The sequence below is a fragment of the Solwaraspora sp. WMMD791 genome (assembly GCF_029581195.1).
In the GTDB taxonomy this organism is placed as follows: Bacteria; Actinomycetota; Actinomycetes; order Mycobacteriales; family Micromonosporaceae; genus Micromonospora_E.
This window is the reverse complement of the sequence record NZ_CP120737.1, coordinates 1,902,042-1,919,022: the sequence shown is the minus strand read 5'-3', so window position 1 is coordinate 1,919,022 and position 16,981 is coordinate 1,902,042. Positions and strand designations below refer to the sequence as shown.

13 protein-coding genes and 1 pseudogene are annotated in these 16,981 nt (G+C 72.5%); 10 read left to right on the top strand and 4 right to left on the bottom strand.

Annotation, left to right across the window (positions count from 1 at the left end; translation table 11 throughout):
• Nucleotides 1-2 precede the first annotated feature (2 nt).
• The 6 genes from O7623_RS08315 to O7623_RS08290 all read left to right on the top strand — a co-directional run bounded on the left by O7623_RS08315 (nt 3) and on the right by O7623_RS08290 (nt 6,422).
• On the top strand, nt 3-893 hold the full coding sequence (locus tag O7623_RS08315; RefSeq protein ID WP_282228021.1) for a hypothetical protein: 891 nt from the start codon (nt 3-5) through the stop codon (nt 891-893).
• A 105-nt stretch (nt 894-998) separates the two neighbouring features.
• On the top strand, nt 999-1,922 hold the full coding sequence (locus tag O7623_RS08310; protein WP_282228020.1) for an STM4015 family protein: 924 nt from the start codon (nt 999-1,001) through the stop codon (nt 1,920-1,922).
• 20 nt (nt 1,923-1,942) lie between these two features.
• A complete protein-coding gene (locus O7623_RS08305) occupies nt 1,943-3,055 on the top strand; it encodes an STM4014 family protein (protein ID WP_282228019.1) in 1,113 nt (370 codons plus the stop codon).
• Entirely contained in the window at nt 3,052-3,876 is an 825-nt protein-coding gene (locus O7623_RS08300; RefSeq protein WP_282228018.1) for an STM4013/SEN3800 family hydrolase, read from the top strand. The genes O7623_RS08305 and O7623_RS08300 overlap by 4 nt, the downstream gene beginning before the upstream one ends.
• The gene (locus O7623_RS08295) at nt 3,873-5,282 is read left to right on the top strand and encodes an STM4012 family radical SAM protein (protein ID WP_282228017.1); all 1,410 of its coding nucleotides are present in this window, start codon (nt 3,873-3,875) and stop codon (nt 5,280-5,282) included. Before O7623_RS08300 ends, O7623_RS08295 begins: the two co-directional genes overlap by 4 nt.
• A gap of 66 nt (nt 5,283-5,348) precedes the next feature.
• Nucleotides 5,349-6,422 carry an STM4011 family radical SAM protein gene (locus O7623_RS08290; protein WP_282228016.1) on the top strand — a complete coding sequence of 358 codons (1,074 nt, stop codon included), beginning with the start codon at nt 5,349-5,351 and terminating at the stop codon, nt 6,420-6,422.
• Here O7623_RS08290 and O7623_RS08285 read toward each other — a convergent pair.
• Nucleotides 6,366-7,505, bottom strand: a pseudogene (locus tag O7623_RS08285) (glycosyltransferase); the annotation flags it as partial. The gene O7623_RS08290 and the pseudogene O7623_RS08285 overlap by 57 nt on opposite strands.
• A gap of 14 nt (nt 7,506-7,519) precedes the next feature.
• Nucleotides 7,520-7,813 carry an antibiotic biosynthesis monooxygenase family protein gene (locus O7623_RS08280; RefSeq protein WP_282228015.1) on the bottom strand — a complete coding sequence of 98 codons (294 nt, stop codon included), beginning with the start codon at nt 7,811-7,813 and terminating at the stop codon, nt 7,520-7,522.
• Between the two features lie 393 nt (nt 7,814-8,206).
• Between O7623_RS08280 and O7623_RS08275 the strand changes: the two genes are divergently transcribed.
• Complete coding sequence (locus O7623_RS08275; protein WP_282228014.1) at nt 8,207-9,205, top strand: TerC family protein; 999 nt, start codon at nt 8,207-8,209, stop codon at nt 9,203-9,205.
• Nucleotides 9,206-9,280: 75 nt separating this feature from the next.
• On the opposite strand, the gene typA is transcribed toward O7623_RS08275, so the two are convergent.
• Together typA and O7623_RS08265 are read right to left on the bottom strand one after the other, a co-directional pair.
• Entirely contained in the window at nt 9,281-11,146 is a 1,866-nt protein-coding gene (gene typA / locus O7623_RS08270) for a translational GTPase TypA (protein WP_282228013.1), read from the bottom strand.
• A gap of 4 nt (nt 11,147-11,150) precedes the next feature.
• The gene (locus O7623_RS08265; protein WP_282228012.1) at nt 11,151-13,343 is read right to left on the bottom strand and encodes an MMPL family transporter; all 2,193 of its coding nucleotides are present in this window, start codon (nt 13,341-13,343) and stop codon (nt 11,151-11,153) included.
• Between the two features lie 149 nt (nt 13,344-13,492).
• Between O7623_RS08265 and O7623_RS08260 the strand changes: the two genes are divergently transcribed.
• The 3 genes from O7623_RS08260 to O7623_RS08250 all read left to right on the top strand — a co-directional run bounded on the left by O7623_RS08260 (nt 13,493) and on the right by O7623_RS08250 (nt 16,947).
• On the top strand, nt 13,493-14,035 hold the full coding sequence (locus O7623_RS08260) for a MarR family transcriptional regulator (RefSeq protein ID WP_282228011.1): 543 nt from the start codon (nt 13,493-13,495) through the stop codon (nt 14,033-14,035).
• Nucleotides 14,025-15,668 carry a CocE/NonD family hydrolase gene (locus O7623_RS08255; protein ID WP_282228010.1) on the top strand — a complete coding sequence of 548 codons (1,644 nt, stop codon included), beginning with the start codon at nt 14,025-14,027 and terminating at the stop codon, nt 15,666-15,668. Before O7623_RS08260 ends, O7623_RS08255 begins: the two co-directional genes overlap by 11 nt.
• A gap of 460 nt (nt 15,669-16,128) precedes the next feature.
• On the top strand, nt 16,129-16,947 hold the full coding sequence (locus O7623_RS08250; RefSeq protein ID WP_282228009.1) for a peptidoglycan recognition family protein: 819 nt from the start codon (nt 16,129-16,131) through the stop codon (nt 16,945-16,947).
• Nucleotides 16,948-16,981 lie beyond the last annotated feature (34 nt).

Sequence of the window (16,981 nt, the reverse complement as noted above, 5' to 3'; positions counted from 1 at the left end):
AGATGCTGACCACTGAGGAACTGATCGACGCGTACGTCGCCGACGTGGCGCGGTTGCTGCCGCGTCGGCAGCGTAGGGACGTGGCTCTCGAACTGACGACGCTGTTGCGCGAGGAACTGGCCGACAGCGACGATCCGGTGGCCCGGCTACGGGCCTTCGGCCGCCCCGCCGAGGTGGCCGCCCGGTACGGGCAGCCGCCGATCGCCGTCGACCCGGCCGACACCCGCCGCTTCGTCCGGCTCAGCGTCGCCGGTGTGCTGGTGATCTGGCTGCTCGGCGTGGCCGCCGCGACCGACGTCGTCGACTGGTACTGGACGTACGGGCTGCCGGCGTTCTGGTGGCCCGGATTCCTCGTCGTGGCGTTCGGCCTCGCCGGCTGGGCGCGGCGCCGCTGGCCGGACCGCTTCGCCTGGCGGCCGCGCCGATCGGCCGCCGGCCGGGTCGTCCGGTCCGGCCGGATCGCCGCTTTCGTCTTCTACGTCGCCGGTACGGTCGTGCTGGTCAACGCGGCCTGGCTGCTGGAACAGCTCGGGGCCGCGCCGCAGGCCGTGCAGGCCCTCACCTTCACCCGTGAGTTCGCCCAGTTCCGTGGCCCGCTGGTGCTCGCCCTGCTGATCGCCACCCTGGTGCACCATCTCGTGGTCACCATCCACGGGCGGTGGCGGCCGGTCACCCGTACCGTCGGGATGCTCCTCGGACTGGCCATCTGCGCCGCGCTGACCTGGGTGCTGTTCGCCGGGCCCGTCTACCTGAGCCCGGAGGCCGACCGTACCGCCAAGTTCTGGGTCGCCGTCATCGTCGCGGTGAGCCTCGTCGACCTGCTGATCGAGGCCGGGCGTCTGCTCCGGCAGCGGACCGCCGGAGCGATGGCGCCCCCGCTTGGCGCGATCTGAGCGGGTGCACCAGGGCGCGACAGCGCGGATACGGACAGCGCGACGTCGTACCGGATTGTTATCGTGCCGGGTCCGCAGCCCACGCCGTACCCCGGAGCCCCGCCGATGACGATCAACGAGCACATCACCCACTTCGCCGGCCTGCCGGTGGTCACCTTCGACCCGGCCACGCCGCCGGCGGACCCCGCCGCGAAGGTCGCCTGGCGGCTGCACGTCGAGGACGACCATGCGGGTGACGTCTTCGCGGTGCTGGTCGCCAGCTGGCTGGACACCGTCGACCCGGCCAGCGTCCAGGCGTTGGTCGTCGGCGACTGGGGCGAAGCCTGGGAGACCGACTTCCCGGTGCAGGTGCTGGTCGACGCCGCGCCCCGGTTGACCAACCTGCGGGCCGTCTTCGTCGGCGAGATGACCTTCGACGAGTGTGAGATGTCCTGGATCCAGCAGCCCGACATCACCCCGCTGCTGACCGCGTACCCGGCGCTGGAGGTGCTGCGGGTCCGCGGGGCGATCTCGCTGCACCTGCAACCGGTACGGCACACCGGGCTGCGGGAACTCGCCATCGAGTCCGGCGGCCTGCCGGCCCACGTCACCCAGGCCGTCGCCGCCAGCGACCTGCCCAACTGCGTCCACCTCGAACTGTGGCTCGGCACCGAGAACTACGGCCGGGACACAGGCGTGGACGACCTGGGGCCGATCCTCGACGGCACCCGGCTGCCCGCCCTGCGTACCCTCGGGTTGCGTAACGCCGAAACCGCCGACGCGGTCGCCACGGCTCTGGCCACGGCGGCGGTGGTGTCCCGCCTGGAGGTCCTCGACCTGTCGCTGGGAACCCTCGGCGACGACGGTGCCGCCGCGCTGCTCGACGGCCAGCCGCTGACCCACCTGCGCCGCCTCGACCTGCACCGGCACTACCTGTCCGACGCCATGATGGCCCGGCTGCCGGCCGAGTTGCCCGGCGTCGACGTCGACGTCACCGACCAGCAGACCGAGAACGAGCACATGGGGCGGTACGTGACGGTCGGCGAATGACCGGTTGTTAACCTCCCCGGATGGACCACACCGCGCCGCTGGTGGTGGTCGGCAACCCGGACAACCGTCGGGTCGGGGCGTTCCGGGCCGCCGCGCACGCCGCTGGCCTGCCCGTACGGGTGCTGCCGTGGCGGGTGCTCGCGGCCGGCGACGTCGACCTGCCCGACGCGGCGTCGGTACGGATCGACTCGCCCGGCGAGGACGCCGAGGTCGACCGGCTGCTGCGCGGCGCGGACCGGCCGTTGGCCCACGGCGAGATCAGCGGCGCAGCCGCCTGGTACGCCGGACTGTGCGCCGCGCTGGACCGGCTCGCCGCGGCCGCGCGTCGGGCCGGCGCGACGCTGCTCAACGATCCGACCGACATCGCGGCGCTGTTCGACAAGCGGGCCTGCCAGCGGCGGCTCGCCGCCGGCCAGGTGGCGCAGCCGGCCGCGCTGGACGCCGCGCCGGCCGACTGGGCGGCGCTGCGGTCGGCGTTGGCCGCCGCCGGCTGGGCGCGGGTGTTCGTCAAACCGGTGCACGGCTCGTCGGCGTCCGGGGTGCTCGCCCTGCACGTCGGTGCCGCCCGGGTGCAGGCGGTCACCTCGGTGGAGCTGGCCGCCGACGGCCGCTTGTTCAACTCGCTGCGGGTGCGGACCTACCACACCGAACGCGAGGTGGCGTCCATCGTGGACCGGTTGGCGCCGGACGGGTTGCTGGTGCAGCGCTGGTTCCCCAAGGCCGGGCTGCACGGGCGGGTCTTCGACCTGCGGGTGCTGGTGATCGCCGGCGAGCCGGGGCACGTGGTGGTGCGCAGCAGCGACGGGCCGCTGACCAACCTGCACCTGGGCAACCGGCGCGGCGACCCGGCGGCGGTCCGGGCGGTGCTCGGCCCGCAACGGTGGGCGGCGGCGCTCACCGAGTGCGTGCGCGCGGCCGGCTGTTTCGCCGGCAGCCCGCACGTCGGCGTCGACCTGATGATCGGCAGCGACTGGCGACGGCACGCCGTGGCGGAAGTCAACGCCTTCGGGGACCTGCTTCCCGGGGTGTACGACGCCGCCGGGCGGGACAGCTACGCTGCCCAACTGCACGCGATGCGTACCGGCCGGGCCGCCGACTGGCGGGCCAGCGCCGGGCTGGGGAGGGCGGCATGAAAGATCTGATCGGCAGCCACGACCTGCTGTTCGTCACGCTCGACACGTTGCGCTACGACGTGGCGGCCGAGTTGCTGGCCGCCGGGCGGACACCGCAGCTGGCCCGCGCGCTGCCCGACGGGCAGTGGCAGCGCCGGCACAGCCCGGCCAGCTTCACCTACGCCGCACACCAGGCGTTCTTCGCCGGCTTCCTGCCGACACCGGCCGAGCCGGGCAGCCACCCCAGGCTGTACGCCGCCACCTTCCCGGGCACGACCACCACCGACGAGCGGACCTGGGTGTTCGACGCCCCGGATCTGGTGACCGCGCTGCGCAAGGAGGGCTACCACACGGTCTGCGTCGGCGGAGTCGGCTTCTTCAACCGGGCGTCACCGCTCGGCGCGACGCTGCCCGGCCTGTTCACCGAGGCGCACTGGGAGCCGGGGTTCGGGGTCACCGCGCCGGGCTGTTTCGAGGCGCAGCTGGACCGGATCGCCGAGATCGTGCCGGCGGTGCCGGCCGAGCAGCCGCTGTTCCTGTTCGTCAACGTGGCCGCCATGCACCAGCCGAACCGGCACTACCTGCCGGGCACCGACCGTGACAACCGGGACAGCCACGCCGCCGCCCTGGAGTACGTCGACCGGCACATCGGCCGGCTGTTCGCGCTGGCCAGCTCGCGGGGCCGGCCCTGCCTGACGATCATCTGCGCCGACCACGGTACGGCGTACGGTGAGGACGGTCACACTGGACACCGGGTCGGCCACGAGGTGGTGTGGACCGTCCCGTACGCCGACTTCGTGCTCGCCCCCGGTGCGTGGGCCGACGCGGCTCAATCGCCGTGACCGGGCACGGGACACCTGCGGACGGCGTCGGTGGGCTCGACGGCTCGCCGTACCAGGACTACCTGTACGGCTACCCGCACAAGACGGCGTACCGGCCGCTGCGCCCGCGCCCGGCGCTGCGTGAGGTCTGGGCCGGGCAGTCCCGCGAGGCGCTCATGCTCTACCTGCACCTGCCGTTCTGCGAGATGCGCTGCGGCTTCTGCAACCTGTTCACCCGGTCGAATCCGCCGGCCGACCAGGTGCGCGCCTACCTCGACCAGGTGCACCGCCAGGCGGCCCGGGTGGCCGGCGCGCTCGGCGACGACACCCGGTTCGCCCGGGTCGCCGTCGGCGGCGGCACTCCCACCTACCTGGACGCCGACGAGCTGTCGTCGATGTTCGACCTGATCGACCGGTTCCGGCCGGCCGGTACGCCGACAGCGGTCGAGACCTCCCCGGCGACCGCCACTGCCGACCGGTTGGCGGTGCTGCGTGACCGGGGCACCACCCGGATCAGCATCGGCGTGCAGAGCTTCCTCGACGTCGAGGCGCGGGCCGCCGGCCGGCCGCAGCGGCGTACCGAGGTGGAGCGGGCCCTGGCCGCGATCCGCGACCAGCCGTTCGACGAACTCAACATCGACCTGATCTACGGCATCCCCGGCCAGACCCGGCGCACCTGGGAACAGTCCCTGACGGCGGCGCTGCGCTGGACGCCGGAGGAGCTGTTCCTCTATCCGCTCTACGTCCGTCCGCTCACCGGTCTGTCCCGCCGCGCCGCCGCCCGCCGCGACCGGTCCGCCGATGCCCCGGCCGCCGATGCCCCGGCTGCCGATGCCCCGGTCGACCTGCCTGATCCGGCATGGGACCACCAGCGGCAGACGCTGTACCGGCAGGGCGTCGACCGGCTGCGGGCCGCCGGCTACCGGCAGCTGTCCATGCGGCACTTCCGCCGGTCGGACCTGCCGGTCGACGCCACCCCGGAGTACGCCTGTCAGTCCGACGGCATGGTCGGCCTCGGCTGCGGTGCCCGGTCCTACACCGCCGACCTGCACTACTCGTTCGACTACGCGGTCGGAGTCGGCCGGGTCCGGGCGATCATCGACGACTACCTGCGCCGACCGGAGTCCGATTTCGACCATGCCGAGGTCGGGTACCGGCTCGACGCCGACGAGCAGCGGCGCCGCTGGTTGATCACGTCGCTGCTGCGGGCCGACGGCTGTGACCAAACGGCGTACGCCGACCGGTTCGGCAGCCGCGCCGTCGACGACTTCCCGCAGTTGGCGGTGCTCGCCGACCGGGGCTGGCTGACCGCGACGGCGGACCGGTTGGCGCTGACCGCCGCCGGCCTGGCCCGTTCCGACGCGGTCGGGCCGTGGCTGGTGTCCACGGCGGTCCGGGCCGCGATGATCGGCCGGCCGGCCAAATGAGGCGCAGCGGCGGGTCGGCCGGCCATATCAGGTCCGGCGACGGCCGGCCGGCCCGGTGAGGCCGTGATGACCGCCGGTCCGCTGGACCTGAGCGTGCTCTACCGGGGGCCGCTGGCCAGCTGCAACTACGACTGCCCGTACTGCCCGTTCGCCAAGCGCCGCGACGACCCGGCGGCGTTGCGGGCGGACCGGGCCGCCCTGGAGCGGTTCGTCGACTGGGTGGTGCGCAATCCGCACGGCGACCGGGTCTCGGTGCTGTTCACCCCGTGGGGCGAGGCGCTGACCCGGTCCTGGTACCGGCGGGCGCTGCTGCGGCTGGCCGGGCTGCCGCAGGTGGGCCGGGTGGCGATTCAGACCAACCTGGCCGCCCGCCTGGACTTCCTGGCCGATGCCGACGCCGACCAGCGTCGCCGGCTGGCGTTCTGGGCCACCTACCACCCGGGTGAGGTGGACCAGGAGACCTTCCTGCGGCGCTGCGGGGTGCTGCGTACCCTCGGGGTGCGTTTCTCGGTCGGGGTCGTCGGCCTGCCCGCGCACCTGGGGCCGGCGCGGGCGCTGCGGGCCGCGCTGCCCGACGACGTCTACCTGTGGGTCAACGCCGCCGACGGGCACCGCTACGACGCGGCGCAGGAGCAGACGTGGACCGAGATCGACCCGCTGTTCGGCTACAGCGTCCGGCCGCACGCCTCGGCCGGCCGGTCGTGCCGCACCGGCGAGTCGGTGGTCTCGGTGGACGGCGACGGTACGGTCCGCCGGTGCCACTTCGTGGCGGCGCCGCTGGGCAACCTCTACGACGGCAGCTACCGGTCCGCGCTGGGCCCGCGGCCGTGTCCGCTGGCGACCTGCGACTGCCACATCGGCTACGTGCACCTGCGGACGGTGCCGCTGTACGACGTGTTCGCCGGCGGCATTCTCGAACGGATCCCGGTGACCGACGCCTTGCCGGTCACCGGGCCGCCGGGCCGCCGGTCAGCGGGGCTGGCGGGTGACCCGTTCGATCGCGGCGAGCACCCGGCCGGCGCCGTCCTCGGCGGCGATCCGCCGCGCCAGCCGCCGCGCCCGCTCGGCGTACTGCGGCTGGTCGAGCACGCTCCGCACGGCTGCGGCCAGTGCGCCGGCGGTCAGCCGCCGGCCGGGTAGCGGCGCGGCGCCGACGCCGAGCCGGGCCAGCCGCGCGGCCCAGAACGGCTGGTCGGCGATGAGCGGTACGGTGACCGCCGGCACGCCGGCGCGCAGCCCGGCGGCGGTGGTGCCGGCACCGGCGTGATGCACGACGGCGGCCACCTGTGGCAGCAGCCAGTCGTGCGGCACCTCGCCGATGCCGAGCACGTCGTCGCCGTCGACGCGCAGGTCGCCCCAGCCGGCCTGGACGACCGCCCGGACGCCGGCCCGGCGCAGCGCCGCGCCGATGACGGTGTCGGCCTGCGGATGCAGCGCCGCCATGCTGCCGAAGGTGACCAGCACCGGTGGGGGACCGTCGCGGAGGAACGCGGTCAGCTGCGGCGGGGGAGTCCAGTGCGGGTCGGTCGCCGGCCACCAGTAGCCGGCCATCTCCAGCCCGGGGCGCCAGTCGGCGGGGCGGGGCAGGACACTCGGGCTGACGCCGACCAGCACCGGCCACTGTTCCGCTTCCGCCTGTGTCAGCAGCACCGCGAGCGGCACCGGCGGCAGGCCGAGCCGGCGGCGCAACCGCCGGGAGGCGCCGTCGTAGACGCGGGCGCTGACCGCGCCGGCGGCCCGGCCGAGTGCCCGGTTGCCGGCCCGGCCGAAGGAGCGGTCGCCGAGCAGGACCGGTGGGAAGTCACCAGTGGCCGCCACCGGCTGCAGGAAGACCCCGATGCTCGGGACGCCGCGTCGCTGCGCCAGCGAGTATCCCAGCGGGGCGGTCGTGGTGGCCAGCAGCAGCACGTCGGCGTCGGCACCGGCGTCGACCAGGCCGGTGCCGAGGTCGTCGAGGTAGCGCCGACCCTGGCGGACGAACTCGGCGGTGCCGCGCAGCCCGCCGCCGAGCCGGTGCAGGCGTCGCCCGCCGGGGGTGAGCTGGGCGGCGTGCGGGTCGCCGGGCAGTTCCCGGAAGGTCAGGCCGGCGTCGGTGACCAGGTCGGTGAAGTTGCGGTGGGTGGTCACGGTGACCTGGTGGCCGGCGGCGTGCAGCGTCCGACCCAGGCCGGTGTACGGTGCGACGTCACCGCGGCTACCGGCGGTAATGATCTCCACCCGCATCGGAGCAGCCGGGCTCAGGCCGGTACGTCGACGAAGTGTTCGACCACCGGTGCCGCCGCGAAGTAGGGGCCGATCAGGTCGCGCCAGCGGGTGAACCGGTCGCTGGCGCGGAAGTTCTCCTCGTGCGCGGCCACCGAGTCCCATTCGACGAGCAGGACGAACCGGGTCGGGGTCTCGACGCCCCGGGTCATCCGGACCGAGCGGCAGCCGGGGGTCGTGGCCAGCAACTCGTGTCCGGCGACGTACGCCGAGGCGAAGGCGTCCTCCTGGCCGGGATGGACGTCGATGAGCGCGATCTCTAGCACCATGGTCGTCAGCGTGGCACACGGTCTCGCCGGCTCTCCGTGGTGGTCCGGTTGCCCGCGTCGGCGGCCCGACCGCTAGGCAGCTAGCCTCCTAGGACGCCGTTAGGCGACGTGCTTACTCTCACTCCCACCCCGGCCCGGTGTGTTCATTCGCCCCCCGGTAGGCAACAATGGCGCAAAAGGAGGGGAGTACTCCTTCGCGCTGGCGTCGTCAGCACGGTCGTCCCGGTTCTCCGGTGCGACCCGGTGCCAGCGGTCGTCGCGTCCTCGGTCGATCAGGCCGGTACGCGGTGGCGGAAGAGACCTCCGTCAGTCACCGCTGCGTGCATCTCCACCGGTCCGGGCGCCCCTCGCCGGGCCGGCAACGGTGGTGCCGTGTGTCTGCCGGAGGTCCGAGTGAACATCCCTGCCTGGGTATGGCTGGTGAGCCTGGTCGTGCTGACCGCCGTACTCATCGCCGATCTGCTGATCATCGTCCGCCGGCCGCATGAACCGAGCATGCGGGAGTCGGCGATCTGGACGACCTTCTACATCGTGCTCGCGGTCATCTTCGGCATGGGCGTCTGGGCCACGGCCGGCGGGCGCTACGCCGGTGAGTTCTTCGCCGGGTACGTGACCGAGAAGAGTCTGTCGGTCGACAACCTCTTCGTCTTCGTGATCATCATGAGCCGCTTCGTGGTGCCCCGGAAGTATCAGCAGAAGGTCCTGCTGGTCGGGGTGGTGCTGGCGCTGGTGCTGCGCGGCGGCTTCATCGCCGCCGGTGCCGTACTGATCTCGCAGTTCTCCTGGGTGTTCTACATCTTCGGCGCGTTCCTGATCTACACCGCCATCGGCCAGTTGCGGCACAACAGCCCGGCCGAGGAGTTCTCCGAGAACGCGCTGATCCGGTGGAGCCGGCGGGTGCTGCCGGTCTCCGGCGCCTACGACGGCGGCCGGTTGACCACGGTCACCGAGGCGGGGCGGCGGATGTTCACGCCGATGCTGATCGTGATGATCGCGATCGGGGTGACCGACCTGATCTTCGCGTTGGACTCGATCCCGGCGATCTTCGGCATCACCCAGGAGCCGTACCTGGTCTTCACCGCCAACGTGTTCGCCCTGATGGGGCTGCGGCAGCTCTACTTCCTGCTCGGCGGGTTGCTCGACCGGCTGGTCTACCTCAGCTTCGGACTGGCGGCGGTGCTCGGCTTCATCGGCGTCAAGCTGGTGCTCGAGGCGTTGGCGGACAACTCGCTGTTCTTCGTCAACGGCGGCGAGCCGGTCGGCTGGGCACCGCACATCCCGATCTGGATGTCGCTGAGCTTCATCTTCGTGACGCTGACCGTGACCACCGTGGCGTCGCTGGCGAAGTCGGCCCGCGACCGCAAGCGGGAGCTCGCCGACATCGTCAAGTAGTCGCTGATCGACGCGAAAGTGGGGGCCGGCTACGTAGCCGGCCCCCACTTTTCGCGTACCGGGGTGGGGCGTGGGTCAGCTCTGGTGCTTGCGCCGCGCGGCCGAGCGGGCCCGGGCGGTCTGGTCCAGGACGACCTTGCGCAGCCGGATCGCCTCCGGCGTCACCTCGACGCACTCGTCCTCGCGGCAGAACTCCAGGGCCTGCTCCAGCGACAGCTTGCGTGGCGGGACCAGACGCTCCAGCTCATCGGCGGTCGACGACCGCATGTTGGTGAGCTTCTTCTCCTTGGTGATGTTGACGTCCATGTCGTCGGCGCGGGAGTTCTCGCCGACCAGCATGCCCTCGTAGACCGGGGTGCCCGGCTCGACGAACAGCGAGCCGCGCTCCTGCAGGTTGAACATGGCGAAGCTGGTCGCCACCCCGGTGCGGTCGGCGACGAGCGACCCGGTGGGCCGGGTCCGCAGCTCGCCGAACCACGGCTCGTAGGACTCGAAGACGTGGTGCAGGATGCCGGTGCCGCGGGTTTCGGTGAGGAACTCGGTCCGGAACCCGATCAGGCCGCGGGCCGGCACCAGCCACTCCATCCGGATCCAGCCGGTGCCGTGGTTGACCAGCTGCTCCATCCGGCCCTTGCGGGTGGCCAGCAGCTGGGTGATCGCGCCGAGGTACTCGTCGGGGGCGTCGATGGTCAGCCGCTCGACCGGCTCACAGATCCGTCCGTCGATCTCCCGGGTCACCACCTGCGGCTTGCCGACGGTCAACTCGTACTGCTCGCGGCGCATCTGCTCGACCAGGATCGCCAGGGCGAGCTCACCACGACCCTGCACCTCCCAGGCGTCCGGGCGTTCGGTGGGCAGCACCCGCAGCGACACGTTGCCGATCAGCTCCCGGTCCAGCCGGTCCTTGACCAGCCGGGCGGTCACCTTCGACCCCTTGACCTTGCCGGCCAGCGGCGAGTTGTTGGTGCCGATCGTCATCGAGATCGCCGGCTCGTCGACGGTGATCAACGGCAGCGGCCGTGGGTCGTCGGCGTCGGTGAGGGTCTCGCCGATCATGATGTCGGGGATGCCGGCGACCGCCATGATGTCACCCGGTCCGGCTGCCTCGGCCGGCTTGCGTTCCAGCCCTTCGGTCATCAGCAGTTCGGAGATGCGGACCTTCTGCACGCTGCCGTCGGTGCGGCACCAGGCGACCGTCTGGCCCTTGCGGATGGTGCCCTGCCGGACCCGGCACAGCGCGAGCCGGCCGAGGAACGGGGAGGCGTCGAGGTTCGTCACGTGCGCCTGCAGCGGCGCGTCCGGGTCGAAGGCCGGTGCCGGGATCGTGCCGAGCAGGGTCCGGAACAGCGGCTCCAGGTTGTCGCTGTCGTCGGGCACCGACCCGTCGGCGGGCTGGGTGAGCGAGGCGATGCCGTCGCGGGCGCAGGCGTAGACGATCGGGAAGTCGATCTGCTCCTCGTCGGCGTCCAGGTCGAGGAAGAGCTCGTACGTGTCGTCGACGACCTCCTTGATCCGGGCGTCCGGCCGGTCGACCTTGTTGATCACCAGGATGATCGGCAGCCGGGCGCGCAGCGCCTTGCGCAGCACGAACCGGGTCTGCGGCAGTGGGCCCTCGCTCGCGTCGACCAGCAGGAGCACGCCGTCGACCATGGTCAGGCCGCGTTCCACCTCGCCGCCGAAGTCGGCGTGGCCGGGGGTGTCGATGATGTTGATGACGACCGGGTCGCCCTGGTCGGGTACGTAGCTGATCGCGGTGTTCTTGGCCAGGATGGTGATGCCCTTTTCGCGCTCCAGGTCCATGGAGTCCAGCGCCCGGTCGGGCAGTTCGGCGCGGGTGTGCAGCTGGCCGCCTTGGCGCAGCATCGCGTCAACCAGCGTGGTCTTACCGTGGTCGACATGCGCGATGATGGCCACGTTGCGGAGATCGGAGCGGGTCTGCATGACCCTATCCTCCGGTATCGGCGCGCCGGCCCGGCATCGGGTCGGCAGAGACGCTTGCCGCAGCGGGCGCTGGGCCGGCTCCGACGCTCGCCGACGCCGGGTCGGGGTCGGCGCCGCCGCCTGCCGTAGCGGGCTCCGGGTCGGGTCGGCGGGCCAGCGCGCTGGGCCACCAGAAGCGTCGCCCGAGCACCATCGCGATCGCGGGCACCAGCAGGGTCCGGACCAGCAGGGTGTCGAGCAGCACGCCGAACCCGACGATGATGCCGATCTCGGTGAGGGTGACCAGCGGCAGGACGCCGAGGACCGCGAACACCGCCGCGAGCAGGATGCCGGCGCTGGTGATGACGCCGCCGGTGACGGCCAGGGCGGTCCGCATACCCTGCCGGGTGCCCTCGACGGGGGCCTCCTCGCGGGCCCGGGTGGTCAGGAAGATGTTGTAGTCGACGCCGAGGGCGACCAGGAACAGGAAGGACAGCAGCGGAACGCTGGTGTCCAGCGCCGGGTAGCCGAGGACCTGGGTGAACAGGGTGGTGGCGGCGCCGAGGGCGGCGAAGAAGGTGGCGACCACCGTACCGACCAGGATCAGTGGCGCGACGATGGAGCGCAGCAGGACGATCAGCACCGCCAGGACCACCACCAGCACCAGGGGTACGACGACCCGCAGGTCACGCAGGGCGGCCTCGCGGGTGTCGAGGTTCGTGGCGACGGAGCCGCCGACGAGGGCGTTGGCGTCCGGTACGGCGTCGAGCGCGGCCCGCAGATCGGTGATCGCCTGGTAGCTTTCCGTGCTGTCCGGTTCTGCCTGCAGCACCACCTCGACGACGGCGAGGTCGTCGTCGCCGCCGGCGGGTCGGGCGCTGGCCACCCCGTCGACCGATTCGACGGCGGCCAGCACGGCCGGGGTGCGGGCGGCGTCGGCGACGACGATCACCGGGTCGGCGGTGCCGGACGGGAAGGACCGGGAGAGGGTGGCCAGCCCGTCGATGGATTCGGCGCTGACCCGGAACTGTTCGGTCTTGCTCAGCCCGATCCGGGCGTCGAGCAGGCCGGTGGCGAGGACGGCCAGCAGCAGCAGGGAGCCGGCGAGCACCGTGCGGGGGCGACGGCTGACCAGGTTGCCGGCGCGGGCCCACAGCCCGGTGCGGGTGGGGTCGGGCTGGCCGGGGCGGGGGATGAACGGCCAGAACAGCCCCCGGCCGCATACCGACAGCGCGGCGGGCAGTACGACCAGGCCGTACACCATGGCGGTGGTGATGCCGACGGCGCCGGCGACGCCGATGGCACGGTCGTTGGCCAGTACGGCGGCGAGCAGGGTGAGCAGGCTGAGCACGACGGTCAGGGCGCTGGCGGTGATCGCCGGGCCGGCGGAGCTCAGCGCCCGGCGCAGCGCCTGGCGGCGGTCGGGTACGCGGCGGAGTTCCTCGCGGTAGCGGGCGATGAGCAGCAGGGCGTAGTTGGTACCGGCGCCGAAGACGAGCACGTCGACGATGCCGGTGGTGGAGGCGTCGATCCGTAGGTCGATGGCGCGGCTGACGATCGCGATGAGTCCGTTGCTGACCACGTCGGCGGTGCCGACCACGGCGAGCGGGACCAGCCAGAGCCAGGGGCTGCGGTAGGTGACCAGGAGCAGGGCGGCGACGACGGCGACGGTGGCGGCGAGCAGGGTGAAGTTGGCGCCGTCGAAGGCTGCGGCGACGTCGGCGGTGAAGCCGGCCCCGCCGGTGATCTCGGCGGTGGCCCCGGCGGGCAGGTCGGCGCGGGCCTGCGCGCGGAGCCGGTCGACGATGTCGCCGAGCGCTACGGGGTCGATCTCGGCCGGGAGCGGGACGGCGACCAGGGCGGCGGTGCGGTCGGGGGCGTACACCGGTGGGCTGACATCGCCGACGGCGTCGCGGGCGAAGGCCGCGCGGTCGGCGGTGATCGCCGCGTCGTCGGCGGCGGTCAGTGGCTGTCCGTCGCGGGAGTAGACGACGAGGGCGGGGTTGACCTGTCCGCCGGGCAGTTGCCGGCGCAGTTCGGCGACCTGGACCGACTCGGCGGTGTCGGGGAGCGCCCCGGTGGGGTCGTTGCCGGTCCGGGGGTCGCCGGCGAAGCCGATCACCAGGGCGGAGAAGGCCGCCATGGTGAGCAGGACCAGCCAGGCGCTCCATCTGCCGCAGATGATCGCGGTGAGTCTGGTGCCAACTGTGGTGCCCATCAGTGTCCTCGTCGTTCGCCGGGGTGGTCGGCTCCGCCGGTGGGTGGGGCACCTGTCCGACAGAAAGCTCGACCATCGAATATCTCGTTGGTCGAGACTATAGCTGGTCTGGGATAAGGTTTCGACAACAGCGGAACGGAGGACGACGGTTGGACGCCGGCGTATGGGGACCCCGGCCGAGTGGCCGGCAGGCGGTGGTCGCTGAGATCGTCCGCCGGCTGCGGGGGTACACGGTCGAGGCCGGTCACGTCGGTCACGCCTTCGCGGCCCTGCACCACCTGCACGCCACCGATCTGCAGGCGCTGATCGCCGTGATGGACGCCGAGCAGTCGGGCGAGCCGATCACCCCGGGCGGGCTGGCCACCCAGTTGAACCTGACCTCCAGCTCGGTCACCGCCCTGGTCGACCGGCTGGAGCGGGCCGGGCACCTGCACCGCGACCGTGACCCCGACGACCGGCGCAAGGTCCGGCTCCGGTACGCCCCCGACGGTGCCCGGCTGGCCCGGGAGTTCTTCGCGCCGCTGGGCCGGCGCACCGACGCGGTGATGGCCGAGTTCACCGACGACGAGTTGGAGACGGTCCGCCGGTTCCTGGCCGCTATGGGCGAGTCGACCCGGGCGCATCGTGACGAGGTCCGCGCCGCCGCCCGGGGCGGTGACCGGCAGACCGACGGTGGCGACGATGTCCGCTGACCGGCGATGGCCCGGCCGGATCCGGGTGCGCCGTGACCTTTCGGTGCGGACCAGGGACGGGTTGCGGCTGCGGACCGATCACTACGCGCCACCCGGTGGTGCCGCGGCGGCCACCGTTCTGATCCGGACCCCGTACGGCCGGGGCGGGCCGATCCGGCTGCTCGGGCTGCTCTTCGCCCGCCGGGGCTGGCACTGCGTGGTGCAGTCGTGCCGGGGCACGTTCGGCTCCGACGGGGTGTTCGAGCCGCTGCTGCACGAGCGCGCCGACGGGCTGGACACCCTGGCGTGGCTGCGCTGTCAGCCCTGGTACGACGGGCGGCTGGGCACTTTTGGGATCAGCTACCAGGGCTTCGGGCAGTGGGCCACGGCCGCCCACTGCGGCGGGGACCTGCGGGCGATGGTCGCCGTCGTCACCGCCGCGCAGACCCGCGACTCCACCTACGCCGGTGGGGCGTTCTCGCTGGACACCGTGCTGACCTGGGCCGAACTGCTGGCCGCCCAGCAGGTGCCGTGGCTGACCCGCCAGCGGGAGTTGCGCCGGGGTCAGCCCCGACTGGTCGCCGGTCTGGCTCACCTGCCGCTGGCCGAGGCGGACCGGGTCGCCACGGGTGCCACCGTGCCGTTCTTCCAGGAATGGCTGACCGAGCATCGGCCGGCCGCCCCGTACTGGCTGCCCCGGATGTTCGACCGGGAGATCGACCAGGTGGTCGCGCCGGTGTCGATGGTCACCGGCTGGCACGACATCTTCCTGCCCGCCCAGTTGGTCGACTACGCCGCGTTGCGTGCCGTGGGCCGCCGGCCCCGGCTGGTGGTCGGCCCGTGGACGCACGGCAGCCCCGGCCTGTTCGTCACCGCGGCGCGTGAGGCGGTGCGGTTCTTCGGTACGCACCTCGACGACGGGTCGCCGGACGACGGGTCGCCGGAAGGCGGGTCGCCGGACGACGGGTCGCAGCCGGTGGCGGGTCCCCCGGTCCGGGTACACGTCGCCGGTGCCGGCTGGCGCGAACTCGACGACTGGCCGCCGCCGGCGACCCCGACCCCGTGGTACCTGTGGCCGGGTGGCCGGCTGGACCGGGCGGTGCCACCCGCGTGCGAGCCGGACCAGCACCGGTACGACCCGGCGGATCCGACGCCGTCGCTCGGCGGTGCCCTGCTGGTCGCCCAGCGTGCCGGCGTACGGAACAACCGGGTCCTGGAGGCCCGCGCCGACGTGCTGACCTACACCAGTGCGGTGCTCGACCGGCCGGTCGAGGTGATCGGCCCGGTCACCGCCGAGGTGTACGTGCGCAGCTCGGTGCCGTACTTCGATGTCTTCGTCCGGTTGTGCCGGGTCGACCGGCGGGGGCGGTCGTTCAACGTCTGCGACGGACTGTCCAGGGTCGACCGGGATGTCGTCGGTCCGGTCCCCGACGTACGGCCGGTCGCGGTGACGCTGTGGCCGACCGCCTGTCGGTTCGTCCCCGGTGAGCGGCTGCGGCTGCAGGTCAGCGGCGGGGCGCATCCCCGGTGGGCGCGCAACCCCGGTACCGGTGAACCGCTCGGCCGTGCCACCCGGTTGCAGGCCGGCCAGCGGTGGATCTTCCATGATCCGCAGCGTCCGTCGGCGGTCCGGCTCCCGGTCACAATGGACTGACGCGCAACTTCCACCGCTGGCCGGAGGTCTCGCCACCTCTTGCTTTGATTTGCATACTCTGAGTTATTTACGCTGGTCAGAAGCTTGTCGATCACGCTATTCTCGGAGCAGGGCACCGTACGACGATCCCCGCCGCCGGGCCGACGGCACTGGAGGGTCGGGCGGGCCGGCCGTCGGACGGGCCCGGTGCGAGGTGAGCCACCGACCGGCCGACCGGTGTTCACAGTGGATCAGGCTGTGGGTGCCGGTGACCCGGCGGAGCATCCGGATCCACCCGGCTGGCGGGTGCGAGTCGGTCCCACCTTCCCGTCGGTGTCGACCGGAGCGTCGATCCGACACCAGACGATCCCATCTGCGCCGGACCGGTCGACCGGTCGTGTCCGGCCCTGTCCAGACAGCCGGGGAGCCGGGACCTGCGACTCCACCGACGTACCACCGGCTGGGAAAGGAGGCCTGCCACATGGGAATCTGGACCGATCTCGCGACCTGGCGGGGTCCCACCGTCAACAGCGGCAACGGCACCGGCGCGCTCGACGAGCCACAGGACCGGCTCGACGAGCACCACGGCATCGTCGTACACATCGCCGCCGGCTACTTCGAGGGCACGATCGCCTGGCAACGCAATCCGGCGTCGCGGGTGTCGTCGCACTTCGTCGTGGCCAAGGACGGGCGGGTCGCCCAGATGGTCGACACCGAGATCCGGGCATGGACCCAGCGGGCCGGCAACCGTACGTGGCTCAGCATCGAGAACGAAGGTTTTCTGCCGGACCGGCTGACCCCACAGCAACTGGAGGCCAACGCCCAGTTGCTCGCCCGTTCGCACCGGGAACACGGCATCCCGGTCCGCAACGCGAACAGCCCGCTCGAACGCGGACTCGGTCACCACAGCATGGGTGCCGAGCACGGATTCGACTGGGGGCACTCGCAGTGCCCTGGCCCGGCGATCGTGGCCCAGAAGCCGGCGATCGTCGCCCGCGCGGCGCAGATCATCACCGCGACCCGACCACCGACGCCACCGCGTCCACGGTGGATCATCGACGACCTCGACGACCCGGGAGACAACGTCATGTATCTCGTGCAGTGCACCACCCAGACCCCGAACCCGATCTTCGTCGTCCACGACAGCGGCAAAGTGCGGCACATCGGTCCCGCCGAGCTCGCCTTCCTGCGCAGCCTCACCGGTGACGACGCCGTACCGACCATCACCGAATCCGAGCCGACCGCCTGTGCCCGGCTGCTCGCCGAGGCGCGAGTGTCCCAGGGGTTCCTGCAGAACTGACACCGGCGTCCCCGGTGGTCCCGGCAGCCGCGGG

What these genes read in the sequence shown, in the direction of transcription:
- O7623_RS08315 (WP_282228021.1), top strand. Translation starts at nt 3, where the DNA reads ATGCTGACCACTGAGGAACTGATCGACGCGTACGTCGCCGACGTGGCG.
- O7623_RS08310 (WP_282228020.1), top strand. Translation starts at nt 999, where the DNA reads ATGACGATCAACGAGCACATCACCCACTTCGCCGGCCTGCCGGTGGTC.
- O7623_RS08305 (WP_282228019.1), top strand. Translation starts at nt 1,943, where the DNA reads ATGGACCACACCGCGCCGCTGGTGGTGGTCGGCAACCCGGACAACCGT.
- O7623_RS08300 (WP_282228018.1), top strand. Translation starts at nt 3,052, where the DNA reads ATGAAAGATCTGATCGGCAGCCACGACCTGCTGTTCGTCACGCTCGAC.
- O7623_RS08290 (WP_282228016.1), top strand. Translation starts at nt 5,349, where the DNA reads ATGACCGCCGGTCCGCTGGACCTGAGCGTGCTCTACCGGGGGCCGCTG.
- O7623_RS08280 (WP_282228015.1), bottom strand. Translation starts at nt 7,813, where the DNA reads ATGGTGCTAGAGATCGCGCTCATCGACGTCCATCCCGGCCAGGAGGAC.
- typA (WP_282228013.1), bottom strand. Translation starts at nt 11,146, where the DNA reads ATGCAGACCCGCTCCGATCTCCGCAACGTGGCCATCATCGCGCATGTC.
- O7623_RS08265 (WP_282228012.1), bottom strand. Translation starts at nt 13,343, where the DNA reads ATGGGCACCACAGTTGGCACCAGACTCACCGCGATCATCTGCGGCAGA.
- O7623_RS08255 (WP_282228010.1), top strand. Translation starts at nt 14,025, where the DNA reads ATGTCCGCTGACCGGCGATGGCCCGGCCGGATCCGGGTGCGCCGTGAC.
- O7623_RS08250 (WP_282228009.1), top strand. Translation starts at nt 16,129, where the DNA reads ATGGGAATCTGGACCGATCTCGCGACCTGGCGGGGTCCCACCGTCAAC.